Source organism: Kitasatospora sp. NBC_01266, assembly GCF_036242395.1.
Taxonomy (GTDB): domain Bacteria; phylum Actinomycetota; class Actinomycetes; order Streptomycetales; family Streptomycetaceae; genus Kitasatospora.
In genome coordinates this window covers 4,808,035-4,831,724 of record NZ_CP108458.1, presented here as the reverse complement: position 1 = coordinate 4,831,724, position 23,690 = coordinate 4,808,035, and the positions used below count along the sequence as shown (strand labels likewise).

Sequence of the window (23,690 nt, the reverse complement as noted above, 5' to 3'; positions counted from 1 at the left end):
GACAGGAGCCGCGGCGATGACGGGAGTTCAGCTCGTGCTGACGGAGCAGGAACACGAGGCGCTGCGCGGCCTGCTCGGCGCCTGGGCGCTGCGGGCCTGCCTGCCCGAGGAGGGCGCCGAGCTGGAGCGGCACTTCGCGCACTGCCCGGACTGCACCGAGGAGGGCGAACGGCTGCGCCGGGCCGCCGTCCGGCTGCGCACCGACGACCCGCTGGACCAGCCGGACGGGCTGCGCCAGCAGGTGCTCGACTTCTGCCTGACTCGCCGCGCGGCCGACCATCCGCTCGCCCCCTGGGCCGCCCCGTACGCGGCGGAGACCGCCAAGCTGGACGCGCTGCTGCGCGACCTGGGCCCCGGCGAGTGGCAGGAGGTGGCCGAACTGCCCTGGCACGGCGGGGTGCTCCGGCGCCGCCCGGCCGAGGTGCTGTGCCACCTGGCCGCGGTGGACGGGCTGCTCGCCCGGGCGCTGGGCCTGCCCGACCCGGTGTCCGACGGTGCGCCCCGGGTGCCCGCGCAGGGCGGCGACCGCGGCGAGCCGGCCGATCCGTTCCACGAGCTGCTGGACCGCACCGAGCGGCTGACCCTGGACCAGGCCGGCGCCGCCCCGGAGGCGGTGCGCGCCCTGTGGCTGGCGCAGAGCCAGGCGGTGCTGCGCGAGGTGGGTCCGGGCGCCGCCGAGGCGCCGGTGGACTACGGCTTCGCCACCATCGCGGTCCGCGACGCCTTCATCGACCGGGCCTTCGAGACCTGGATCCACGGCGAGGACGTGGCCCGCGCGGTCGACTACCCGTACGCCGCGCCGGCCCCGCCGCACCTGCGGCAGATGGTCGACCTGGCCGCCCGGATGCTGCCCGGCGCGCTGGCCGGCCGGCGCCCGCGCGCCTACGCGGGCCCGGTCACCCGGATCGGCGGGGTGCGCACGCTGCGGCTGGTGATCGAGGGCCCGGCCAGCGGCGAGTGGCTGATCCCGCTGGACACCCCGCCGGCCGGCCCCGGATCCGAGGCCATGGCCGACCCGGTCGCCGAACTGGTGATCGACGGCGTCGAGTTCTGTCAGCTCGCCGCCGCGCACCGGGACCCGGAGCACCTGCCGGTCGGCGAGTACGGCGACCGGGCGGCGATCCGCGAGCTGCTGGCGGCCGTACCGCTGCTCTCCCGGCCCTGACCGGGGCTGCCCGGAGCTGACCGGAGTTACCCGAAGACCACGGTCCTGGTCCCGTTCAGCAGCACCCGGTGCTCGCTGTGCCACTTCACCGCGCGGGCCAGCGCCTGGCACTCCACGTCCCGGCCGAGGGCGACCAGTTGGTCCGGCGTCACATCGTGCTGCACCCGGGCCACCTCCTGCTCGATGATCGGGCCCTCGTCCAGGTCGGCGGTGACGTAGTGAGCGGTCGCGCCGATCAGCTTCACGCCCCTGGCGTGCGCCTGGTGGTAGGGCTTGGCGCCCTTGAAGCTCGGCAGGAAGGAGTGATGGATGTTGATCACCCGGCCGGAGAGCGCCTTGCACAGGTCGTCCGAGAGCACCTGCATGTAGCGGGCCAGCACCACCAGCTCGACGCCCTCGGCCTCGACCAGGTCGAGCAGCTGCCGCTCGGCCTGCGCCTTGGTCTCCCGGGTGACCGGGAGGTGCACGAAGGGGACCCCGTAGGAGGCGGTCAGCTCCTGGAAGTCGGTGTGGTTGGAGACCACCGCGACGATCTCCACCGGCAGCGCGCCGATCGAGGTGCGGAACAGCAGGTCGTTCAGGCAGTGCCCGAACTTGCTGACCATCAGCACCACCCGCATCTTCGCCTCGGCCGGGTGGATCTCCCACTCCATGCCGAAGGAGGCGCCGATCGCGGCGAAGCTGGCCCGCAGGCCCTCCACGCTCACCGGCGCGTCGGCCGAGAAGTGCACCCGCATGAAGAAGAGCCGGCTGTCGGTGTCCCGGTCGCCGAACTGCTGGCTGTCGATGATGTTGCAGCCGGTCATGAAGAGGTAGCTGGAGACCGCGTGGACGATCCCCTGCTTGTCCGGGCAGGACAGGGTCAGCACGTACTCCGTCGGCATGGTCGGCTCGGTCGCCCTCTGCTGCTCCACCACTGGTCCTTCGTCATCGCTGCCGGCCGTCCCCGCCCCTCGGCGCGGTCGGCCGGCATGGCCAGGCTGTGTCTCCGTCACGTGAATCCGTCAAGGGTGGCACAGCCGGGCACCGGTCAGCCGATCCGGGTGAGAATCCTCAGCACTTCGAGCGAACGCGGCGGGGCCTGCGGGTCCTCGCCGTCGTTGGCCGCCAGCAGCTCGTGCGCCGCCCGGGCCGCGGCGACCGCGTCCGGCCAGTCGGGGTGGCCGAGGTAGGCGGCGGCCGGGGCATCGGCGCCGACCTCGTGCAGGATCCGCAGCACCCGCAGCACGGCGGCGTCCACCAGGGCCGCCTCGGTGGCGTCCCGCACGACGGTGCCGATGTACTTCTCGGCCGACCAGCGGTCCAGCCAGCTGTCCTCGACCAGGCGGTAGACGGCGTCGGTGACATCTCCGTAGCCCGGCCGACCACCCGCCCAGTAGTCCTGTTGGAAGGCGGGGTCGGCGAGCATGTGCAGGGCTGAGCGCAACCGGGCGCGCCAGCGCCACCAGGGCAGATCGTTGAGCGGCATGCCGCCCATGGTGCTTGAGCGGCGCCCCGGACGAGAAGGGTTTCGTGGAGAGCTGTTCGAAGTTTCTGTACTGACCGCCATGGGCAACGATCGTACGTTCCCGACCAAACGGGATCTACACGCGTTCCCACACCGTGTTCATCCCGAGTTGGCCAACCGTTCGAACTTCCGCCCTCTGATCGTGTGAACCCCCATCAAGGCTGTTGGCGCACCTGTCGACCAAGGGGGAGCACGAGATGTCCGAAAGATCTGGGCCGCGGCCCGGTCGCACCACGCGCAGCCGCGCGGTGGGGCTGGCCGCCACCGCGGCGCTGCTCCCCGCGCTGCTCGCCACCGGCTGCGGCGGCTCGGCCGACGCCAGCAGCAGCAAGGCCGAGCTGACGGTGATGACCTGGGCGCCGGCCGACACCGGCTCGACCGACCGGCCCGGCATGACCGCGCTGGCCACCGCGATCGGCGCCACGATCAACGCCGAGGGCGGGGTGGCCGGGCACCGGCTCAAGGTGCTGACCTGCAACGAGCACAACACCTCCGACGGTGCCACCGCCTGCGCCGCACAGGCCGTGGCGGCCGGCGCGGTGGCGGTGGTCGGCTCGTACAGCCAGTACGGCGACGCCTTCATACCGCCGCTGGCGGCCAAGGGCATCGCGTACATCGGCGGCTACGGCCTCTCCAGCCCCGAGTTCACCAGCCCCATCTCCTACCCGGTGGCCGGCGGCACCCCCGCGCTGATCGCCGGCAGCGGGCTGCAGCTGGTCGCGGCCGGCTGCCGGACGGTGGCGCTGATCCGCCCCGACACCCCGGCCGGCGACACCATGGTCGGCGCGCTGGCCGCCGCGCTGGCCCCGGCCAACGTCGCACTGACCGACGTCCCGGCCAACGAGACCTCCTCCGACTTCACCGCCCAGGCCCAGCAGGCGATCGGCGCCGACCGGCCCGGCAACTGCGTCACCGCCGCGCTCAGCCCGGTACCCACCCTGAACCTGCTGGACGCGCTGCGCCGCCAGCCCCGGCAGAACACCCGGATCGCCTCGGTGATCGGCAGCGTCCAGCAGTCCGTGGTGGACTCCACCGGCGGCGACGGCGGTCCGCTGGCCAACGCCTACGCGACCGGCTGGTACCCGCCGGAGGTCTCCAAGGTCTGGGACCCGCTGCGCGCGGTGGTGAACAGCCCGGCCACCGCCGGGATGACCAGCATCGACGTCTCCGACCCCGGAGTGGAGACCACCTGGGTCGCCTACCAGGTCTTCCTGCAGGCCGTGCAGCGGATGGGCGACCAGCAGGTCACCTCGACGTCGCTGCGCGCCGAGCTGGACAGCGGCAACCCGATCAACACCGGCGGCGCCACCCCGCCGCTCAGCTGGTCGCTGACCAGCATGCTCGCCAGCGCCGACACACCGCGGCTGGTGAACACCTCGGTCACCTTCCAGCAGGTGAAGAACGGCCGGCTGGCCGAGCCGCAGCCGGGCTTCGTGGACGTGCGCTGGGTGCTGACCGGTGGCAAGCCGCCGGCCGTCCCGGGGACGCCCACGCCGCTGCCCTCCTGAAACCAAGTCCGGCCACCGGTCACAGCGGCGGGGCCGCCGGGGCCGGGCCGAGCGTGGTGGTGCCCGGCGCGGCCTGGTGGCCCAGGCCGCGCCGGTAGACGTCCAGGGCGGCCTCCGGGCGCCCGGTGCGGCGCAGCAGATCGCCCAGCAGGCGGCACAGGTCGGCCAGGTCGGCCGTCGCGCCCGCGCCCTGCAGCAGCTCCAGCGCCGCGCGGTAGTGCGCCTCCGCCGCGCCCGGATCGCCCCCGTCCTCGGCGATCCGGCCCAGCAGGCGGTGCGCGGCGCCGCCGTGCACCGCGCCGCGTCCCGGGTGCAGCGAGTCCAGCAGGTCGCCGAGCAGCGCCGCCGCCGCCTCGGACCGGCCCGCGCGGCGCAGCACGTCGGCCAGCTCGACATCGATCTGCTGGGTGTAGAGGGTGGCCCGACCGCGCGCCAGCAGCTCGCGCGCGGTGCGCAGTTCGCGCTCGGCCTCGGCCAACTCGCCGTCCTGGGCCCGCAGGTAGCCGCGCATCCAGTGGCAGTGCGCCAGTTCGGTGCGGATCCGCAGCTGCTGGTAGAGCTCCTGGGCCTTGGCCAGCGAGGCCTCGGCCTCGGCCGCCCGGCCCTCGGCGAGCAGGGTGCGGGCCACGCCGCGGTGCAGCCGGGCCACCAGCGCCGGGTCGTCGACCTGCGGGGCCAGCGCCAGCGCGAGTTCGGCGGCCTGCGCGGCCCGGCGGTGCGCGCCCAGGTCCATGTAGGGCGCGATCACCGCGGAGTAGAGCAGCAGCAGGGCGTGCGGGTCGGCAAGGCCACCGGTGTTGAGCTGGTCGATCGCGCTCTCCAGCAGGTAGCAGGAGTACCGCAGGTCACCCGCGAGCAGGTGGGCCACCGCACGGCCGCGCAGCGCCGGCACCCGCTGCGGCAGCGGGGCGTCCCGGAGCAGCTCCTCGGCGGCCTGGAAGTGCTCGATGGCCCGGTCGAGTTCACCGGTGTCCAGGGCGCAGTCACCACGGCCGAGCAGCGCCGCCGCGTGCTGCTCGGTCAGGCCGTGGCGCTCGGCCTCGGCGGCCAGCTCGGCGTAGTGGACGGCGGCCTCGGCCGGCTCGCCGGCACAGAGCAGCTGGCGGGCCTCGGCCAGCCGCAGGCCGAGTTCGGCGGCCAGGTGCGGCGGGCGTCCGGTGGCGAGCTGCTCGACGCTGACCCCGAGCCGGCCGGCGAGGTAGCGCAGCGCGGTCTCGGACGGGCGGACCTTGCCGGCCTCCAGGGTGGAGATGTACGCGGCGGTGTAGTCGGGCTCGGCGAGGGCCCGCTGGGTCAGGCCGCGCTCGGTGCGCAGGCGCAGCACCCGTGGACCGATGCCGGCGCGGTCGGTCGACTCGTCGTTCATCTTCGTCACCCTCGCACAGGGTATTGCGGGTCGGGTCGGGTGGGACTAGCTTAACCGCCGATGTAAGTGGAGACATAAACACAGTTACATCAAGGCTTAATGGCTTGCTCCCCCACCCGCCCGATCGGAACGGAACCCCCATGCGCATACGCCAGGCCTTCGTCAGCGGCGCCACCACCCTCGCCGCCGCCCTCAGCCTGCTGGCCGTCGCCCCCGCGGCGCAGGCCGCCGTGCCCGGCCCGGCGGTCGCCGCCCCCAGCCCGGCGCCGCTCGGCCCCCCGCTGGTCAGCGGCAGCGGCCCGGTCTGCTGGTTCGGCGCCTGCTACGACTACGTGTCGGGCCGCCAGGTGACCGACACCGCCGGCGCGACGGTGCGGATGCTGCAGGCCGCCCCCGCGATCAAGCCCGGGGACACCGACTCGCACTCGCTGCAGGAACTGGCGCTGCAGTCCAGCGACCAGAAGTCCACCGTGGAGATCGGCTGGACCGTCGACTTCGGCCTCAACGGCGACGTACTGCCGCACCTCTTCGTCTACCACTGGGTGGACGGCGCCACCAGCTGCTACAACGGCTGCGGCTTCGTCCAGGTCTCGCGGACCGCGAAGGCCGGCATGGCGCTGCGCCCCGGCACGCCCGCCCGGTTCAGCATCCAGAACGTGGGCGGCGACTGGTGGGTCTTCTACAACGAGCAGGCGGTCGGCTACTTCCCCGGCTCGCTCTGGAACGGGACCTACACCAGGGCCCAGATGGTCACCGCCTTCGGCGAGGTGGCGCACGCCAGTGGCAGCACCTGCGAGCAGATGGGCGACGGCCGGTTCGCCACCGCGCGCGGCTCGGGCTGGATCTCCGACTACCACCTGCTCGGCGCCACCGACCGCTCCCAGCTCACGGTCACCGCCACCAGCCCGGCGCTCTACTCGGCGGGCGAGGTCACCCCGACCTCGTTCCACCTCGGCGGCCCGGGCACCGGACCCTGCTGACCCCGCTGACCCGGCCGGGCCGGGTCAGCCGCGGGACCTGCCGCGGGTTCTAGAGCTGCGACGGGCCGAGCGAGGGCAGGCCCGCCTGCTGGGCGATGGCGTTCCAGGTGCCGGAGGCCTGCGCCTTGGCGCTGGTGGCGGTGCCGCTGGCCTGGTCGCCGCTCTGCAGGTTGGCGTCCTGGCCGACCTTGGTCGGGTCGCAGCTCTGCGCGAAGTCGCCCGCCCAGGCCGCGTAGGCGTCGTCCGCGTTGGCCGAGGCCTGCCAGGCCTGGTTGAGCTGGTCGACCAGCTGCTTGCCGGTGGGCAGCTTGTCCACCTTGAGGGCGGCCAGGCTGGTCATCAGCTGCTTGCGCTGAGCCGAGGCCTGGGTCAGCGCGGTCTGGGCGGACGAGGGGTTGTCGCACTTCTTGACCGCGCTGACCGCCCCGATCACCGCCTGCCGGCTGGCGTTGGCGGTGCTCAGCAGGGTGGACAGCGCCTGGGCCTGGGCCTGCGCACCCGGGCTCAGCGCGCCGGTGCCGCCCGCCGCGCCGCTCGGCGCGTTGGACGCGCCCCCGGCGTCCTGGGCCGCCGTGTGCTTGGCCTTCGGCTTCTTGTCGGTGGCGCTGCCGCCGCCGCTGGCCAGCACGCCGACCAGGATGCCGCCGAGCGCGCAGACGGCCACCACGCCGCCGACCACGGCCTTGCGGGAGAAGCGCCCGCCCGCTTCGGCCGGAGCGATGCTGGCGCGGCCGAGCCGGGTGGTCTGCTCGTTGGGGGTCGGGTAGGCCGGGGTGTGCGGATACTGCGGGCTCTGCGCGGGGTTGGTGAAGTTCTGCTGGCCACCGAAGCTCTGCTGCCCGCCCGCACCCGGCTGACCACCGAAGGTCTGCTGCCCCCCGAAGCTCTGCTGGCCTCCCAGGCCCTGCTGGCCCCCGAAGCTCTGGCCGTCGAAGGACTGCTGGCCGCCGAAGCTCTGCTGACCCCCCAGGCTCTGGCCGCCGAAGCTCTGCTGCCCGCCGAAGCTCGGACCGGGCACCGGCTCGCTGGTCGGGTACGGCGGCAGGTACTGCGTCTCGCCGGCCGCCTCGGGCGCCTGCTGCGGGACGTACGCGGTCGGCTGCTCACCCCAGGGCGCACCGGGCGCCAGGTACTCGGGCTCGCCCTGCTGGTGCTGCGGTATGGCCTGCTGCGGCTGGTGCTGCGGCGGCACCGGCGGCTGCTGCGCCGCGGGCTGGCCGGCCGGCTCCGGGCGGAACAGGTCATCCAGGTTGAAGTCACCGGAGTTGGGGTACGAGCGGCGCTGGCTCAACGCGAATCCTCACCTGTGCACGGCCCTGGGCGCACCGGCACGGTCAGCGGCGGCCGGGCGGTCCGTCTGGTGGCGAACCGCCCGCGCTGTCTGTCCGGTGAGAGCACCCCGGGCCTTCCTCGGTTCTGCCGCGCGCTCGGCTGACGGCGGACCACACTTCTGCTGGAGTTCCCTCGGAACCTCCGCCCCACGCTACCGGTTCACCGCTACGGGTGACCACGCGGGCGGGCGTTAGCTTCGCGACGTTGTGCCGCCTTCGCCTCCCCTTCGGTGCGGAATCGCCACGATTTGCTCACGCCGCCTCCACATCGGCCCGCTGCTGGAACTCGCGCACCACCCGGTGGTCCCGGAACGGCTCCAACCGCCGCCGGAAGTCGTCCAGGTACTCCACCCCCCGGTTGGAGCGCAGCCCGTTCAGCAGCCGCATCGCCTGCGCCCCGGTCTCACAGGCCCGTTCGATGTCGCGCTGCTGCAGCTGCGCGGTGGCCAGCAGCACCAGGTCCACCGCGCGGCGCCGCACCCGGGTGACCGGGTGCAGGTCCAGGGCGATCCTGGCCTGCCGCTCGGCCTGCTTGGACAGCTCCAGGTCGCGGTAGCAGTGGGCCAACTCGTCGGCCAGGTAGGCCTCGTCGAAGTGCGCGATCCAGTCCGGGTCGTCCTCGGGGTTGCGCCGCTCCATCGCCGCGACCGCCTTGGCCGCCACCAGCTCGCAGGAGCGGGCGTCGCCCAGCAGCGCGTGCCCGCGCGCCTCGGCGGCGTAGAACATCGCCATCGCGGTCGGGGTGGCCACCGAGCGGGCGCCCTCCTGCGCGGCGCGGGCGAGTTGGGCGATCTCCCGGGGATTGCCCAGGGTGGCCGCCAGGTGGCTCATCGACGCCGCCAGCACGTAGCCACCGTAGCCCCGGTCGTCGGCGGCCTGGGCCAACCGCAGCGCCTGGATGTAGTAGCGCTGGGCCAGCCCGGGTTGACCGGTGTCCACCGCCATGTAGCCGGCCAGTTCGGTCAGCCGGGCCACGGCGGCGAACAACTGACGGCCGGTCTCCTCCCGGTAGCCGCCACCGAGCAGCCCGGAGACCACGCTGTTCAGGTAGTGCACCACCACCGGGCGGACATGCCCGCTGCCGAACCGGTGGTCCAGGTCGACCAGCATCTCGGTGGTGGCCCGGATCGCCGCGACGTCGGCCGGGCCCACCCGCGGCCCGCCGGTGCGCGCGACCACCGGGTCGGGCGGGGTGATCAGCCAGTCCCGGCTGGGCTCGACCAGCGCGGAGGCGGCCACCGAGGCGCCGTTGAGGAAGTCGCGGCGGCTGACGTCGCTGCGCCAGAGCTCGCAGACCTGCTCCAGGGCGCCGCTCAGGGTGGCGGCGAACTGCAGGCCGACCCCCGAGGTCAGGTTCTTGCCGTCGGCCATGCCGATCTCGTCCACGGTCACCCCGCGGCCGAGCTTGCGGCCCAGCGCCTCGGCGATCACCGCCGGTGCCTGGCCGCGCGGTTGCTGGCCGCGCAGCCAGCGGGCGACCGAGGTCTTGTCGTACCGCAGATCGAGCCCGTGTTCGGCACCGCAGAGGTTGACCCGGCGGGCGAGACCCGCGTTGGAGCAGCTCGCCTCCTGGATCAGCGACTGCAGACGCTCGTTGGGCTGTCGTGCGACGAGTGGTCTCGCGGCCATGGGCTTCGCCTCCCCAGCGCCCCCGGATTGCGGCCGGCGGGCGTCGACTCTGCTGCTCTGGTGCCGGGGCGCCGGGCGAGCTCCCCGACGGGGTGCTCGATGGCGCGCCGACTACCCGGCCAGTGAAGGAACTTGAGGCCAGGTTAGCGATCAACGACACCATCGGGATACCCATGCGGACGACCGGATCAGCGTGCGCGCCCTGGAAAATGCTCCTGTGCGCCCCCGTTGCGCCCACCCGGCCGACGGCAGGCGAACGCCATGGCAACGCCGCCCCAACGCCTGCGGAGCGCCAGCTTCCGCGCCAGGACACGCCACCTCACCGGACGCATACGCCGCCACCTGGTCGGCGGTCCCGGCCGGATCGCCGCTCACCGGTTCGGGTGACATTGCCCGCCCCCGGCGGCTGACCGCGGACCACCCCGTAACCCGCTCCACACGGGGCAGTTGTGCTGCACGTGGAAGAGACCCCAGGAGCCCTGGAACCGGGCAGTGACGGAAAACCGATCTCCCCGCTCTTGATCGAGGCGGTCAGGTACGCGGAGGAGCGGCACTGGGAGATCGTGCCCGGCACCCGCCTGATCGAGGACGACGGGCCGGCCCGCTGCTCGTGCGGCGTGCCGAACTGCCCGCTGCCGGGGGCGCATCCCCTCACCCAGGACTGGCAGCAGCGGGCCAGCGCCGCCGGCGGCGTGGTGCGCCGCTGGTGGGCGGAGCGGCCGGACGCCTCGATCCTGCTGCCGGCCGGGCGCTCCTTCGAAGCGCTGGACGTCCCCGAGGTGGCCGGCTGCCTGGCGCTGGCCCGGATGGAGCGGCTGGAACTGCAACTCGGCCCGGTGGTCTCGGTGCCGGCCGCACCCGGACAGCGCGGGCGGCGGCTGCTCTTCCTGGTGCTGCCCGGCGCGGTGGCCAAGCTGCCGGAGATGCTCCGCAAGCTCGGTTGGGCCCCCGGGCGGCTGGATCTGACGGTCCGCAGCGACGGCGACTGGATCGTCGCCCCGCCCTCGCGGGTCGGGCCGTACAGCTTCGCGCAGTGGGCCCGGCCGCCGTCCGCGCTCAACCGCTGGCTGCCGGACGCGGCCGAGCTGATCAACCCGCTGGCCTACGCCTGCGGTCGCGACGCGCCGAGCGCCCGGCTGGTGCCACCGCCCAAGGCGCGACCGCGGGTGGCGCCGATGCGGTGAGGCCGCCCGGCAGAGCTGACGTGACGTCAGCCGCCCGAGCGGGTCCGGCTTCCGGGCCCGCTCTCCGGCCTGCCGCCTACCCCGTGACCAGGGGGGCAAGCCGCTCGGACGAGTGACAGGGCGACGGGATTGGCCTGGGCTGTCCAGGGGATGAATGAGGCAGGCGCCGAGCGGCGCAAACCACTACGAAAGGGACAGCGAGCCGGGGCACCGAAACCAGGGGCGGAGCGACGGGGGGCACAGGGCCGGGGGAGCCGGAGGGGACGCCGGGACGGGGAAGCCGGGCGTGGCACGGAGGGGAAACCGGGAGGGAACGGGGGGATCAGGGTGGGGACCACACAGGGCCCGGCACGCGGGGACGTGCCGGGCCCTGTGTCATGTGTGCGACTGTCATACGTGCGGTTCAGGTCAGGCGCGCGGTTCAGGTCAGGCGCGCGGGTCCGGTCAGGCGTGCGCGACGAAGACGTGCGCGGCGATCTCCCGGTCGAGTTCGGCGCTGTCCCCGCCGCTGCCGACCAGCACCCCGCCGACCGTGGCGGAGACCTGGATGGTGGCACCGGGGCGGACCCCGGCCCGGCGCAGGGTGCGCATCAGCTCCTCGTCGGTCTGGATCGGCTCACCGATCCGGCGGACCACCACGCTGGCACCCTCGCCCCCGGGGCGCAGCGCGTCCAGGGTGACCAGGGCCGCGTCGTAGCCCTCGCCCTCGGCCTTGGTGTCGCCCAGCTCGTCCAGCCCGGGGATCGGGTTGCCGTAGGGCGACTGGGTGGGGTGGCCGAGCATGCTGAGCACCTTGCGCTCGACCGTCTCGCTCATCACGTGCTCCCAGCGGCAGGCCTCCTCGTGCACCTGCTCCCACTCCAGGCCGATCACGTCGACCAGCAGGCACTCGGCGATCCGGTGCTTGCGCATCACCCGCACCGCGAGCAGCCGCCCCTCCCCGGTCAGCTCCAGGTGGCGGTCGCCGGCCACCCGCAGCAGGCCGTCGCGCTCCATCCGGCCGACCGTCTGGCTGACCGTGGGCCCACTCTGCTCCAACCGCTCGGCGATCCGGGCACGCATCGGAATGATGCCCTCTTCCTCCAGCTCCAGAATGGTGCGAAGGTACATCTCAGTTGTATCGATCAGCCCAGACATCGCCGCCGGCTCCGTTCCTCGGTGTCCTCACCGCCAATTCTGACGTACCGCACTGACAACCAGGGACGCGCTCAACGGCTTCCCGGATGGTTTCGTGCCTGTTGACAGCGGCCCGGCGCAGGCCTCACCGTGCTCGCCGTAGCTTTCTCCACTGGCGGTTAGGGATGATCTCTCATGGATGACCTGGTCGGGCAGTACTTCGAGGCCGCGGTGGACCACCTCCGGCGGGTCCGCGCCGAGGAGGGCGAGGCGATCGGCCGGGCCGCCGACCTGCTCGCCGAGGCGGTCGCCGAGGGGCGGCGGATCTTCGCCTTCGGCGCCGGGCACTCCTCACTGGCCGCCCAGGACGTGGTCTACCGGGCCGGCGGCCTGGTGCCCTTCAACCTGCTGAACGTGCCGGGGATGGCCGGGGTCAGCGTGATGCCGGCGCCGCTGGGCAGCGCGCTGGAGCGGGTCTCCGGGCTGGCCACCGCGACCCTGGACCTGACCCCCGCCACCCACGGCGACCTGCTCTTCGTCATCTCGCTCTCCGGCCGCCAGGTGATGCCGGTGGAGCTGGCCGCGCACGCCCGCACCCGCGGCCTGCGGGTGGTCGGGGTGACCTCGCTGGCCTATCCGGGCCAGGTCACCTCCAAGCATCCGTCCGGGACCTTCCTGAAGGACCACTGCGACGTGGTGCTGGACAGCAAGATCGCGGTGGGTGACGGCGAGCTGACCCACCCGGGCGCCGACACCTCCTTCGGCCCGGTCTCCACCATCGTGACCAGCGCGCTGATGCAGGCGGTGGTGGTCGGCGCGGTCGCCCGGCTCGCCGACCGGGCCCAGCGCGGTGCGGGCGGCACGCCGCCGCTGTTCCGCTCCGGCAACGTGGACGGCGGCACCGACTGGAACGCCAAGCTGATGGCCGAGCAGGCGGACCGGATCTTCTACGCGTTCTGACCGGCCCGGGCGCTGATCCGGCGCGGGCCCGACGGCGCGGGCAGAACGGCGCGTACCGGACTGTCCGCGGCCCGCGCCACCACTCATACTGGCCCGGGCGAAGGCGTACCCGGGCCCCGCCGCGGGCAGGAGGTCAGCGTCCAGCGGGACACCACGCGTACGGGGGGACGGACTCGATGGCAACCGGCGCAGGACCCACCGGCCCGGTCCGGGAGACGGAGCTGCTCCCCGAGCTGTTCCGGTTCGCCGACTCGGCCTCGCTGCGCGGCCAGCGCCGCTCGGTCCAGCTGGCCCGCTGGGAACTGCTGCTGCTGACCGCGGCGGCGGCGTTCGGCGCCGCCGGCGGCCGGTCGTGGGCCTGGGCGGCGGCCGGGGCCTACTTGGTCACCGTCGGCCTGGCCACCGTGGTCACCCGGCAGAACCCGCAGGGCCTGTGGTACGACGGGCGGGCGGCCGCCGAGTCGGTCAAGACGCTGGCCTGGAAGTTCGCGGTGCGGGCCGACGCCTATCAGCCACCACCGAGCAGGCTGCCGGACGCCGAGGGGCTCTACGACCTCCAACTGCGCGGCATTCTGCGCGCCTTCCGGCACAGCACGGTGCTGCCCGGCGACGCCGAGCGGCGCGCGGGGGTGACGGCGGGCATGCGGGAGCTGCGCGGGCAGCCGCTGCGGGTGCGCCGGGAGGTCTACCTGCGGGAGCGGGTCCAGGAGCAGTACCGCTGGTACCGGGCCAAGGCCGACTACTGCGACCGGGCCGGGCGGACCACCGAGCTGCTGGGCATCGCGCTGCCGGCCCTCGGCCTGGCCCTCGCGGTGCTGCGGGCGCTCGGCTGGTTCTCCTACGACGCGCTCGGCATCGTCTCGGCGGTGACCGCCTCGGTGGCCGCCTGGGCGCAGCTGCGCCAGTACCGCCCGCTGGCCGCCGCCTACCGGCTGGCCGGCGACGAGCTGGAGCTGGTCCGGGCCGAGCTGTCCCGGCTCGACCTGGGCGCCGAGGACGCCGAGGAGCTCTGGGCCAGACTCGCCCGGGACGCCGAGGACGCCGTCTCCCGCGAGCACACCCTCTGGCAGGCCCGCCGCGAGGTCCACGATCCGGGCCGCTGACCGCCGCCGCCAGGCCGCGCGCTCGGCATCCCCGCACCCTTACTCTCCGCAGTGCCCTGTTCCCCGAATGTTCCCCCGAATGTTCCCCCGAACGTTCCCCGAACCCCGGAGGCCCCCGGCGTGCAGCCCCGACTGGTGAAGACCGCCGACTACCGCAGGCTGGCCGTGCAGACCTTCGGCGACCCCGGAGGCCGCCCGGTCTTCCTGATGCACGGCACACCCGGCAGCCGGGTCGGACCGATCCCCCGCAGCACCGTGCTCTACAACCTGGGCGTGCACCTGATCTCCTTCGACCGCCCCGGCTACGGCAGTTCGGACCGCCTGATCGGCCGCCAGGTGGCCAGCGCGGCGGCCGACGTGCAGGCGATCGCCGACGAGCTGGGCCTGGAGCGGTTCGCCGTGGTGGGCCGCTCCGGCGGCGGCCCGCACGCGCTGGCCTGCGGCGCGCTGCTGCCCGACCGGGTGCACCGGGTGGCCGCGCTGGTCAGCCTGGCCCCCTGGAACGCCGAGGGCCTGGACTGGTACGGCGGGATGGCGCCCTCCAACATCCGCGACTACCGGGCCGCCGAACGCGACCACCAGCGGATCGCCGCCAGCATGGAGCAGCGGGCCCGCCGGATCCGCGACGACCCGACCAGCCTGCTGGCCGGCCTGCGCAGTGAACTCTCCGGCACCGACCGGGTGGTGGTCTCGGACGCCGGGATCCGCCGGCTGCTGCTCAGCAACTACCGGGAGGCGTTCCGGCAGAACGCCGACGGCTGGATCGACGACGTCCGCGCCTTCACCACCGACTGGGGCTTCACCGCGCAGGACGTCACGGCCGCGACCTGGCTCTGGCACGGCGCCGACGACATGTTCTCCCCGGTCGACCACTCCCGCTGGCTGGCCGCGCACCTCCCGCACGCCACGCTCTTCCTGGAGCCCGGCGCGGCCCACCTGGGATCGCTGCGGGTGATGACCGCCGCCCTGAAGTGGGCGGCGGCCGACGCTCCCTGAGGTCGCGTCACACCGGCCGGGCCGGGTCAGACCGGCTGCGGCTCCAGGTCGCGGTTGATCCGCTTCCACCCCCGCGCGGCGACCGTGTTGGGGTGCTCCTCGCCGAGCTGGCGGATGAATTCGGCCACCGCGCGCGAGCGCAGCTCGGCGGCCTCGTTCACCTTGCCCTGGGCCCGCAGCGTGACGGCCAGGTTGGCCTGGCAGGAGACGGTGTCCGGGTGGCGCTGGCTGTAGCGCTCGCCCAGGCCGCGGTGGGCGGCCCGCTCCAGCGCCTCGGCCTCGGCCAGCCGGCCCTGGTCGCCGTAGGCGTTGGCCAGGTTGACCATGGCGGTGTAGGTGAACGGGTGGTTCGGGCCGAGCACCCGGGCGAGCGTGCCGACCGTCTCCTCCCCCAGCGTCACCGCCTCCGCCAGGCCGCCGCTGCCCCGCAGGTAGATCACCAGGTTGTTGGCGCAGGCCAGGGTGAACGGGTGCTCGGGCCCGAAGAGCTGCTGGTGGCCGATGACCACCTGGCGGGCCAGGTCCCGGGCCGCGTCCTTGTCCCCGCCCGCGCTGTAGTCGGCGGCCAGGTTGAGCGCGCAGGCCAGCGTGTCGGGGGCGTTCTCGCCGTAGCGCTCCAGGTAGCGCTCGTAGGTCTCCTTGGTGAGCCGGCGGGCCTCGGCCTGCCGGCCCGCCTTGCGCAGCGAGACCGCCAGCGACTTGGCGTTGCGCAGGATCTCCGGCACGTCGATGTCCAGCACCTCGGCGAAGGAGTCGACCACCTCCTGCTGGATCGTCACCGCGCGCAGGTAGTCGCCCTGCTCCCGCAGGTCGCGGGCGAGGTTGGACTTGCTGGAGAGGGTGTAGGGGTGCTTCGCGCCGAGCACCACGGTCCGCCGGTCCAGGGTGTCCTGGTCCAGCTCCTGGGCCGCCCTGCTGTCGCCGACCAGCCGGTAGTCGATGGCCAGGTTGTTGGCGCAGGACAGGGTCCGCGGGTTGTCCTCGCCGAACTGCTCGCGGAACCGCTCCAGGGTCTGCCGGTCCAGCTCCAGGGCCTTGCCGAAGTCGCCGAGCGCGCGCAGGTCGGCGGCCAGCGAACCGGCCGTCATCAGGGTGTACGGGTGGTGCTCGCCGAGCACCCGCTTCTGCCGCTCCAGGGTGTCCTCGTCCAGTTCCACCGCGCCGGCGTACTGGCCCTGCGAGCGCATCACGTTGGCGAGCTGGAAGCGCAGCAGCAGGGTCTGCCGGTCGTCCTCGCCGAGTTTGGCGGTCCAGGCCTCGTCCAGCAGGTGGCCGGTCCGGCGGGCCTGCGCGAACTCGCCGCGCTTCCACAGGTAGCGGACCCGGTCGATCATCAGCTGCCGGGTGTCCGGCTCGTCGCAGTCGTGCGCCCGGGAGGGCGACAGGTGCGGCCAGATCTCCTCGAAGGCCGGCCAGTTGGCCGGGTCGTCGGTGTCGCCGACCACCGGGCGGGCGCCGATCAGGATCCGGTGCACCTCGTGCACGGTGTCGTTCTGCTCCTCGGCGGTCATCTCCGAGCGGATCACCTCCTGGACCAGCCGGTGCACCTGGATGCTGTTCGCCCCCGCGTCCACCTTGGCCAGCGCGTACCGCCCGATCGCCTGGATCACCCGGCCGAGCAGGAACTTGTCGCTCAGCCCGGGGTCGAAGGGGACCAGCGCGCGGATCATCTGGTCGCTGTAGAAGAGGTTCATCGAGATCGGCTCGGGCGCGAAGTAGGCGCACAGCTGGAGCATCCGGGCGGCGGCCGGGGACTGCTGGCGCAGCCGGGCGATGGAGACCCGCCAGGTGGCGCCGACCGTCATCGGGTAGTCCACCGGGCGGCCCAGCTCCAGCACCCGGGCGGCCTCCGACTGCAGGGCCGCGATGTACTCGCCGACCGGGGTGCCGGTGGCCTTCAGCCAGGCGCCGGCCACCTCGACGGCCAGCGGCAGGTCGCCCACCGCCTCGGCCACCGCGTCCGCGTCCACCCGGCTGAGCGCGTTGCCGGTGCGCCGGGTCAGGTGGTCGATGCTCTCGCCGCGGGTGAAGACGTCCATGGTGAGCGCCTCGGCGTGGGTGGCCCAGGCCTGGTTGCGGGAGGTGACCAGGATGTGGCCGGAGCCGCCGGGGAAGTAGCGCCGGATGTCGGTCGGCTCGTCGGCGTTGTCGAAGATCAGCAGCCAGCGCTGGGTCGGCTCGCCGCGGCGCAGCGCCTCCAGCGCGATGTCCGCCGCGAGGGCCACCGGCTCGTTGGTGGCCAGGCCCATCTTGCGGGCCAGCTCGGCCAACTGGCCCTGGATCTCGTCCTCCTGCTCGGCCGAGATCCACCAGACCAGGTCGTAGTCGGCCATGAACCGGTGCGCGTACTCCTGGGCCACCTGGGTCTTGCCGACGCCGCCGAGCCCGTAGAGGGTCTGCGGCACGGGCAGCACGGCCGTGGTCCGGCCGTCCAGCTGGTTGCGCAGCTGCTCCAGCATCCCGGCCCGGCCGGTGAAGTAGGTGTTGCGCGGCGGCACGTTCCAGATCCCCGGCTGGGTGCCGGGGAACCTCGGCCAGCTGCTCGGGTCCAGGATCGGCACCTCCTCCCGCCCGAGCGCCTTCACCAGGGCCGAACGGGCCTGCGCCTCCTTGAGGTTGACCAGGTCGACCGGGGTGCGGTTGCTGAACGGGGCGGTCAGCGGGAAGCCGCCGACCCGGACCGGGATCAGCTGGCGGCGGGTGCCGGACGGGTCGGAGCCGGCCACCGACTCCCACAGCGCCCGGGCCTGCGGGGAGCGCAGGTAGGCCGGTGAGAGCACCGCCACGGTCCGGTAGGCCGCGTCCACCGAGCGCTCGGTCTCGGCCCGGGTGTCCGAGCCGACCCCGACGTCCCGGGGCAGCACCCGGAAGCCGGCGGCGGCGAGCACGTGCTCGATCCAGTCCGCCCACATCCGGTCCTCCGGCACGTAGCTGAGGTAGACGTCGGCCGGCACGGTGGGGCGCCGCCGGGTGAACGCCTCGATGTACTGCAGCCGCACCTCCTCGTCCATCAGCGGCAGCGTGGCGGCCCGCCCCTCGGTGAGCATGTCGGTCAGCCGCTCGCAGGCCGAGAGCATGGTGGTGGGCGTTCCCGGCTTGTCCCCGAAGGTGGCCAGGATCTCCTCGTACGCGTAGAACGGCCGGTACGGGATCTCCACCGACCCCCAGTAGCGGACCAGTTCCTCCTCGCTCAGGCCGGAGGGCAGCCCGTCGAAGCGGATCCGGGCCAGCGCCCGCCCGGCGTCCGCCTTGTCCTTCTCGAAGTCGTCGATCCGCATCGGCACCGGCAGGATCCGGATGCCGCGGTCCCGGTAGCGGTTCGCGATGTGCTGGGCGATCCGCGAGGCGCCGTCGATGCTCTGGTCGCTCAGGGTGAAGCAGACCACCAGGTCGTCGGGCATCTGCACGGTGCAGATCTCGGCGGTGTCGGACAGGCCGGTGCGGCTGTCGATCAGCACGTAGTCGTAGCGCTTGCGCATGTCGGCGCGGAGCGCGTCGAAGAACTGGCCGCCGTCGAAGCGCTCGTAGAACAGGTCCCAGTCCAGGCTGCCGAGGGTGCCGGAGTAGTCCCGGTCCTGCCGGCCCGCCGCCAGGAAGTCGATGCTGCCGCCGGCCGGGAACCCGCTCCAGGAGAGCGGCACCGCGTGCCCGGCGACCTTGGCGAACTCCAGGTGCCAGCCGGAGTGGTGGCCGATCTCCAGTTGCTGCTGCCGGAACCGCTCGGGCTCCAGCAGGGCGTCCGCCGAGAACTCGGTCTCCCGCAGCGCCTCCTCCCGGTAGTCGTTGATCAGCGTCATCACCCCCGAGGCCTCTTCCAACTCGGCCGTGTCCAGGAAGGGGTGGAAGAACTTGGCGAGTCCGGGCGCCTCCAGGTCCCAGTCCACGGTGAGCACCCGGAACCCGTTGGCGGCCAGGATCCAGGCGGTGTTGGCCAGCGCCATGGTGCGCCCGGTGCCGCCCTTGTAGGAGTAGAAGGTGATGATCCGCCCCTGGCGGTCCTCCTCGGCCGCCGCCGCCCGCGCGTCCTGCGGCGCGAGTGAACTCCGGCCGCCCACCCGGAGGTTTCTGGTCTTTTCAGACGTCATGGTTTCCTCCGTCGTGGTCCTCGTCGTTGTCGGTCCCCGCTGTTCTGCCCGGATACGGCGTGGTGAGCGACCCGAAGGCGCCCAGCAGCCGGGGTCTGGGCTCCCCGGTACCCGATGGCCGCGGCAGTCCGCGTGCCTTGAAAGCCCGTTGTGCCCGCACCGCGGCGTGCTGGAAGGCCACCCCGAAGGCCCTCGCGGTGGGGATCCCCTCGGCGTCGCCGTCCTCGGCGGAGTTGAAGCTGGGTCTGGCGGCGTTGCCGCGCCAGCGCAGCACGTTCTCGCTCAGGGCCGCCATCGCCGCCTTGTTCGCCGCGCACTGCGGGTCGTCCTGGTTCCACGGCTCCACCACGGTCACCCAGGACGGGTTGCGCCGGGCGAAGTCCCGCACCAGCGCCCGCCGCACCGGGTCCTGCAGCACCCAGCGGTCAACCAGCACCACGCCCGGCCCGCTGGGCCGCTCCAGCTCCATCAACCGGCCCACGGCGGCGTCGAACTCGTGGATGCTGGGGTTCAGGTCGCACTGCCGGGCGAGCTGCGCCGCCTGTTCGGCCAGCGCGGTGGCGGTTCCGCGCTCGTACGGGTGCCAGTCGGTGCGGCCCGCGCCGTAGTAGGCGGGGTCGCGGTGCGAGGGCACCTCGGAGTCCCGGTAGGAGAGCACCACGATGGTCAACTGGTCGGCCGCCGAGGGGCCGGGGAAGGCGGACGGATTGCTGGTGAAGTCGACCGGGTCCACCACCGGGACCACCGTCTCCTGGGCCACATCCACGATCCGGCGGCCCAGCCGGAAGACCACCTCCTCGTACTTCTCCCGGTGGTGGCGCTGCGCCATCAGCGCGTACAGGCCGTCCTCGACGTACTCCTGCGGGAAGCTGGAGTGCTTGAACTGCACCGCCCCGGCCACCGGGGGCAGCGAGTCCTCGTGCATCCCCACCCAGAGCACCGGGACGATCGCCGAGTTGCGGGCCGTGCCGCCCGGCGCCCCCGCCGAGCGCTGGGCGAAGGTGTACCACTCCTGGCCGCAGGGCGTGCTGCGGAACAGCCGCGGGTGGTAGAGCGGGACGAAGACCCGGCAGGTGGCGAGCGCCTCGGAGATCTTCACCGCCCAGTTGTCTCCCTGGTGCATGGTCTCGTCCATGAAGCCGACCGGATCGGAGGTCGGCAGCGGCGTCAACTGCAGGACCGCCTCGCACAGGTCCTGGTAGAACCGCGCCACCCTCAGGTTGGGATTGCGTGAGCCCACGGCGGGCATGTGCGCGTAGCTCAAAAAGAAATGCGGCTTCGCGGCGGCCCGCGGACCGCTCGCAGCGTCGTTCACACGCGCCTCCCCCTGGGCCCACAGGCCGGCCTGGTCCCTGTGCAGGGTGCCTGTCAGTGTAGGAAGGTCGACTCCTCCACCGGAATACCTTTACCAGCCCCAGCCACTGAGCATGCGTCAGAGAGCGATCCGGTGTCAGCTCTTTGGCACCAACCGTTCAAAGTCCGAGCGCCTGCGGGTGCTGGACCAGCCACTCGGTCGCCGCGTCGACGCTCTGGACGGCCGACAGCAGCAGGCAGTCCGCGTCCCCGACCCGACCGGACCGGGCCTCGGTCAGCTGCCCGCGGATCGCCGCCAGCAGCCGCGGGAAGTGCACGTCGTCGAGGTCCAGCCCCTCGAACCGCACCCAGTGCGGCGCGCCGTCCGGGCCGGTGACCTGGCAGCCGTACCGTTTCCTCGGCGCACCGGGGACCCGGTACTGGGCGAGGTGCAGGACGGTGCACCGGTCCATCGAGGCGCCGAGCATCAGCACCTGGCCCCCCGCCTTGTAGAGCCGCCCGATCGGCGAGCGCTCGCCCAGATGGCAGTCGAGCGGGTGGTCCGCGATCAGGGCGCCGCTCATCGGGCCGAGCGCGGCGAAGGAGGTCTGCGGATGGGCGCTGCGCAGCGCGCCGGGCGCGGTCCGCAGCTCCTCCGAGAGCCGGCCCATGCTCGGCGAGCTGGGGGTGGTCAGCGGGTCGAACGGCGGCATGGCCCGGCGGTAGGCCGCCAGCGCCGCCCGGTCCAGCCCCCTGGTCGCCACCGCGTCCAGGCGGGAGGTGTCCGAGTTCTCCGGTGTCCCGGTGAAGGCCAGCAGCGTGCCGCCGGGGCCCAGCGCGGACCGCAGCGCGGCCAGCACGCCGGCGGAGCCGTGCTCGACCTCGCCGAGCGTGCGCAGCGAGGCGTGCACCAGCACCACGCCGCTGCGCTCGGACAGGCCCAGCTGTCGCAACTGGCCGGCCAGTTCACCGACGGAGTACATGGGCGGGACCCTTCTTCAGCCTCCCGCGACCATCGGCACGGACCGCTCCTCCTGCCGATCGGCAGGGTTCACCTCCACCGCACGACGAGCCGCCGGCTCGGCCTGCTGCCCGACCGGAGCCTGCCACCAGGGTGCCACGGTGCTCCGCATCCCCTCAACGAACCGCAGTCCGGAATCGGTCAGCGCCGCGCACTCCCCCAAGGTGTCGATGGCCTGCTCGATCTCCGCCCGGCAGCGGGCCAGTTGCCGCCGGGCGTGCTCGGCCGCCTCGCCCCCCACCCCGTCGTAGGCCGCCGCCCGGGTCCCCCAGAACTCGGTCACCGCCAGCCGCGCGTAGGTCCCCTGCAGCAGCCCCTCGAGCGAGCTCGGGTCGTCGTGCCACGGGACCTGGAAGCGGCGCCGGTCGGCCCGGTCGTACAGGTCGTGGAAGTCCAGCACCGCGCCCAGCTTGACGCGTTGGAACTCCCGGACGATCAGCAGGGCCAGCAGCGGCGCGGTGGCCGGGCGGGCGATGCCGACCGCGCCGAAGGCCTGCCGGGCCGCCGCGCCGACCTGCCCGCCGGACGCGGCGGGGCGCAGCGGGGTGATGCAGCCCAGCCCGGCGGCGATCCCGGCGGCGTACTGCGGCAGGTCGCGCAGCATCAGCTCCCACGCCTCGCGCAGCGCGCCGGTCCAGTCGGCGAACGCCTCCTGGGTCAACCGCTGCTCCACCGGGCGGCGGTAGCTGTCCCGCTGCGGGTCGAGGTCCTCCAGCGCCACCGACCAGCCGCCGGCGAAGGCGACCCGGCGCACCGGCAGCCAGCGCTCGCCGGCCGGCTGGTCGAACCCGATCACCTGCTCGGCACCGCCCGGCGCCCGCACGGTGAAGCCGTCCGGGCCGCCGCGCACCAGTGCCTGCCCCGAGCCGCCGACCAGCACCCGGCCGAGCGTCGGCAGGTGCAACTCGCCGCCCCGCACCGGGACCGCCAGTTGCTCACCGCGCCCCGACCTGATCAGCGCGGCGGCGGCGATCTCGGCCAACCCGCCCAGGTCGGCCGCCGGTTCGCCGCTGCCGCCGGCACCGTCACCGCGCAGGCAGCGCACCGCCCAGGCCCGGACGTACGGGTGCGCGAGCACCGCGTCCACCGCGCCGGGCGCCTCGGTGTCCAGCGCGGTGAGCAGCTGCCAGGCCGGGCCGGCGGCCGGGCCGACGGCGGCCAGCAGGCGCCGGGTCAGGTCGAGTTGACCGGCCGCCAGGGCCGCCACGGTGGCGCCGTCGCCGTGTCCGCCGGCCAGCCGGCCGAACTGCTCGTCCGTCAGCCGTGGTCCGGGGCCACCGGAGGGCAGCGGAACCGCCGCCGGGGTGACCCGGTCCCGAATGGTGGTGATCAGCCGCATCAGGTCTCCACAGAAGACGGACGGATTGTCGAATCCGGCACCGGTGCGCCAGCGGTGGGCGTACAGCCCGCCGCCGCAGCTACGGACCACCGGGCAGCGCCGGCACTCCTCGCCCAGTCCGGCCAGACCGGACTGCCGGGCCATCATCCCCGGATGGCGGGCGACCTCGTCCAAGGTGTTCGCGAAGATGTCGAATCCGGTCGCCGGTGCACCGTCGTAGGCCGTTTTGAGGCTGTCGGCCTGCTCGAAACTGCCATCGGTCTCGATCACCACCAGATCGGCCGGATCCAGCCCCAGCGACTCGGTCAGGCTGGAGCCGCCGCGCAGGGTCCGGTGGATCGAGTCGAAGGTCCGCACCGGGACCGGGCGCCCCTGCTCCTGCCAGCGCCGGTGGATCGCCAGCAGCCAGTCGGCATACGGGTGCTCACCCGCACCGGCGGGACGTTTCGGCAACTCGTCCCAGGTGGCGTGCGGCAGCAGGAAGTCGATCCGCGGCGGCTCCAGCGCCAGCAGGGCGTCGTAGACGGCGATCGGGTCGTTCTCGACGTCGATGGTGCAGAGCAGCCCCGCGTAGAGGTGCCGGAACTCGGGCCGACGCAGCAGGGCGACCGCCGCGATCACCTGGCGGTAGCTGCTGCGGCCGTCGGCGAACCGGCGGTGCCGGTCGTTGGCGCTCGCGTCCCCGTCCAGCGAGATGCCGACCTTGATGTCCAGCTCGTCGAAGAGTTCGCACAGCGCCCGGTCCAGCCGCACGCCGTTGGTGTGGATCCGCAGGTCCAGCGCGCAGTCCGGCGGCAGCGCGGCGCGCAGGCTCTCGGCGGCCCGGCGCAGTACGACCGGGCCGGCGAGCAGGGGTTCCCCACCGTGCAGGACGACGTGGACGGCGCGCAGCCGGTGCTCCGCCGCGTGCTCCGCGATCCGCTCGGCCGTCCGGTCGAGCACCTGTGCCGTGACCGCCCTGGGCCTGCCCCGCCAGCTGGTGTCGGCGTGCTCGTAGACATAGCAGTGGTCACATGCGAGATCACAACGGCTGTGGACTTTGAGGACAAACTGCGCGAATGGCACCGGTTGGTGCGTCATGTGATCGCCCACTGTCGGGATGTGACG

General features: G+C 73.5%; 17 protein-coding genes. 7 read left to right on the top strand and 10 right to left on the bottom strand.

What is annotated here, in order from left to right; translation table 11 throughout:
* The first annotated feature begins 16 nt into the window (after positions 1-16).
* Positions 17-1,165 carry an MDMPI N domain containing protein gene (locus tag OG403_RS21195; RefSeq protein WP_329566700.1) on the top strand — a complete coding sequence of 383 codons (1,149 nt, stop codon included), beginning with the start codon at positions 17-19 and terminating at the stop codon, positions 1,163-1,165.
* Positions 1,166-1,191: 26 nt separating this feature from the next.
* On the opposite strand, the gene purU is transcribed toward OG403_RS21195, so the two are convergent.
* Together purU and OG403_RS21185 are read right to left on the bottom strand one after the other, a co-directional pair.
* Positions 1,192-2,049 (bottom strand): formyltetrahydrofolate deformylase, encoded by an 858-nt coding sequence (purU, locus tag OG403_RS21190; protein WP_329572418.1) that lies wholly within the window; start codon positions 2,047-2,049, stop codon positions 1,192-1,194.
* A 146-nt stretch (positions 2,050-2,195) separates the two neighbouring features.
* Positions 2,196-2,714 (bottom strand): SCO4402 family protein, encoded by a 519-nt coding sequence (locus OG403_RS21185; RefSeq protein ID WP_329566698.1) that lies wholly within the window; start codon positions 2,712-2,714, stop codon positions 2,196-2,198.
* A gap of 155 nt (positions 2,715-2,869) precedes the next feature.
* On the opposite strand from OG403_RS21185, the gene OG403_RS21180 reads away from it, so the two are divergent.
* Positions 2,870-4,180: an ABC transporter substrate-binding protein gene (locus OG403_RS21180; protein ID WP_329566696.1), complete on the top strand. Its 1,311-nt coding sequence runs from the start codon at positions 2,870-2,872 to the stop codon at positions 4,178-4,180.
* 19 nt (positions 4,181-4,199) lie between these two features.
* On the opposite strand, the gene OG403_RS21175 is transcribed toward OG403_RS21180, so the two are convergent.
* Positions 4,200-5,546 carry a helix-turn-helix domain-containing protein gene (locus tag OG403_RS21175; protein ID WP_329572416.1) on the bottom strand — a complete coding sequence of 449 codons (1,347 nt, stop codon included), beginning with the start codon at positions 5,544-5,546 and terminating at the stop codon, positions 4,200-4,202.
* A gap of 140 nt (positions 5,547-5,686) precedes the next feature.
* Between OG403_RS21175 and OG403_RS21170 the strand changes: the two genes are divergently transcribed.
* Positions 5,687-6,526 carry a neprosin family prolyl endopeptidase gene (locus OG403_RS21170; protein WP_329566694.1) on the top strand — a complete coding sequence of 280 codons (840 nt, stop codon included), beginning with the start codon at positions 5,687-5,689 and terminating at the stop codon, positions 6,524-6,526.
* A 49-nt stretch (positions 6,527-6,575) separates the two neighbouring features.
* Here the strand turns inward: OG403_RS21170 and OG403_RS21165 are convergent, their stop codons facing one another.
* Together OG403_RS21165 and OG403_RS21160 are read right to left on the bottom strand one after the other, a co-directional pair.
* On the bottom strand, positions 6,576-7,817 hold the full coding sequence (locus OG403_RS21165; protein ID WP_329566691.1) for a hypothetical protein: 1,242 nt from the start codon (positions 7,815-7,817) through the stop codon (positions 6,576-6,578).
* A 292-nt stretch (positions 7,818-8,109) separates the two neighbouring features.
* Positions 8,110-9,486: a transcriptional regulator gene (locus OG403_RS21160; RefSeq protein ID WP_329566690.1), complete on the bottom strand. Its 1,377-nt coding sequence runs from the start codon at positions 9,484-9,486 to the stop codon at positions 8,110-8,112.
* Between the two features lie 449 nt (positions 9,487-9,935).
* On the opposite strand from OG403_RS21160, the gene OG403_RS21155 reads away from it, so the two are divergent.
* Positions 9,936-10,670, top strand: a complete 735-nt coding sequence (locus OG403_RS21155) for a bifunctional DNA primase/polymerase (protein WP_442910948.1) — start codon at positions 9,936-9,938, stop codon at positions 10,668-10,670.
* Positions 10,671-11,114: 444 nt separating this feature from the next.
* Here the strand turns inward: OG403_RS21155 and OG403_RS21150 are convergent, their stop codons facing one another.
* Positions 11,115-11,807 (bottom strand): metal-dependent transcriptional regulator, encoded by a 693-nt coding sequence (locus OG403_RS21150; RefSeq protein WP_329566685.1) that lies wholly within the window; start codon positions 11,805-11,807, stop codon positions 11,115-11,117.
* Positions 11,808-11,981: 174 nt separating this feature from the next.
* Here OG403_RS21150 and OG403_RS21145 point away from each other — a divergent pair, with 174 nt between their 5' ends.
* The 3 genes from OG403_RS21145 to OG403_RS21135 all read left to right on the top strand — a co-directional run bounded on the left by OG403_RS21145 (position 11,982) and on the right by OG403_RS21135 (position 14,845).
* On the top strand, positions 11,982-12,746 hold the full coding sequence (locus OG403_RS21145; RefSeq protein ID WP_329566683.1) for an SIS domain-containing protein: 765 nt from the start codon (positions 11,982-11,984) through the stop codon (positions 12,744-12,746).
* A gap of 176 nt (positions 12,747-12,922) precedes the next feature.
* Positions 12,923-13,849, top strand: a complete 927-nt coding sequence (locus OG403_RS21140; protein WP_329566681.1) for a DUF4231 domain-containing protein — start codon at positions 12,923-12,925, stop codon at positions 13,847-13,849.
* A 120-nt stretch (positions 13,850-13,969) separates the two neighbouring features.
* Positions 13,970-14,845: an alpha/beta fold hydrolase gene (locus tag OG403_RS21135; protein WP_329566679.1), complete on the top strand. Its 876-nt coding sequence runs from the start codon at positions 13,970-13,972 to the stop codon at positions 14,843-14,845.
* A gap of 26 nt (positions 14,846-14,871) precedes the next feature.
* Here OG403_RS21135 and fxsT read toward each other — a convergent pair whose 3' ends face one another.
* The 4 genes from fxsT to fxsBH form a co-directional block, all read right to left on the bottom strand.
* On the bottom strand, positions 14,872-18,930 hold the full coding sequence (gene fxsT / locus OG403_RS21130; protein ID WP_442910947.1) for an FxSxx-COOH system tetratricopeptide repeat protein: 4,059 nt from the start codon (positions 18,928-18,930) through the stop codon (positions 14,872-14,874).
* On the bottom strand, positions 18,920-20,245 hold the full coding sequence (locus tag OG403_RS21125; protein ID WP_329566677.1) for a TIR-like protein FxsC: 1,326 nt from the start codon (positions 20,243-20,245) through the stop codon (positions 18,920-18,922). Before OG403_RS21125 ends, fxsT begins: the two co-directional genes overlap by 11 nt.
* A gap of 157 nt (positions 20,246-20,402) precedes the next feature.
* Positions 20,403-21,206 carry an aminoglycoside N(3)-acetyltransferase gene (locus OG403_RS21120; RefSeq protein WP_329566675.1) on the bottom strand — a complete coding sequence of 268 codons (804 nt, stop codon included), beginning with the start codon at positions 21,204-21,206 and terminating at the stop codon, positions 20,403-20,405.
* A 15-nt stretch (positions 21,207-21,221) separates the two neighbouring features.
* Positions 21,222-23,663 (bottom strand): radical SAM/SPASM protein FxsBH, inactivated beta-hydroxylase extension form, encoded by a 2,442-nt coding sequence (fxsBH, locus tag OG403_RS21115; protein ID WP_329566673.1) that lies wholly within the window; start codon positions 23,661-23,663, stop codon positions 21,222-21,224.
* Between the last annotated feature and the right edge of the window lie 27 nt (positions 23,664-23,690).

Coding starts and splice junctions, on each gene's coding strand:
- OG403_RS21195 (WP_329566700.1), top strand. CDS start 17: ATGACGGGAGTTCAGCTCGTGCTGACGGAGCAGGAACACGAGGCGCTG.
- purU (WP_329572418.1), bottom strand. CDS start 2,049: ATGCCGACGGAGTACGTGCTGACCCTGTCCTGCCCGGACAAGCAGGGG.
- OG403_RS21185 (WP_329566698.1), bottom strand. CDS start 2,714: ATGGCGGTCAGTACAGAAACTTCGAACAGCTCTCCACGAAACCCTTCT.
- OG403_RS21180 (WP_329566696.1), top strand. CDS start 2,870: ATGTCCGAAAGATCTGGGCCGCGGCCCGGTCGCACCACGCGCAGCCGC.
- OG403_RS21175 (WP_329572416.1), bottom strand. CDS start 5,546: ATGAACGACGAGTCGACCGACCGCGCCGGCATCGGTCCACGGGTGCTG.
- OG403_RS21170 (WP_329566694.1), top strand. CDS start 5,687: ATGCGCATACGCCAGGCCTTCGTCAGCGGCGCCACCACCCTCGCCGCC.
- OG403_RS21160 (WP_329566690.1), bottom strand. CDS start 9,486: ATGGCCGCGAGACCACTCGTCGCACGACAGCCCAACGAGCGTCTGCAG.
- OG403_RS21150 (WP_329566685.1), bottom strand. CDS start 11,807: ATGTCTGGGCTGATCGATACAACTGAGATGTACCTTCGCACCATTCTG.
- OG403_RS21145 (WP_329566683.1), top strand. CDS start 11,982: ATGGATGACCTGGTCGGGCAGTACTTCGAGGCCGCGGTGGACCACCTC.
- OG403_RS21140 (WP_329566681.1), top strand. CDS start 12,923: ATGGCAACCGGCGCAGGACCCACCGGCCCGGTCCGGGAGACGGAGCTG.
- fxsT (WP_442910947.1), bottom strand. CDS start 18,930: ATGACGTCTGAAAAGACCAGAAACCTCCGGGTGGGCGGCCGGAGTTCA.
- OG403_RS21120 (WP_329566675.1), bottom strand. CDS start 21,206: ATGTACTCCGTCGGTGAACTGGCCGGCCAGTTGCGACAGCTGGGCCTG.
- fxsBH (WP_329566673.1), bottom strand. CDS start 23,663: ATGACGCACCAACCGGTGCCATTCGCGCAGTTTGTCCTCAAAGTCCAC.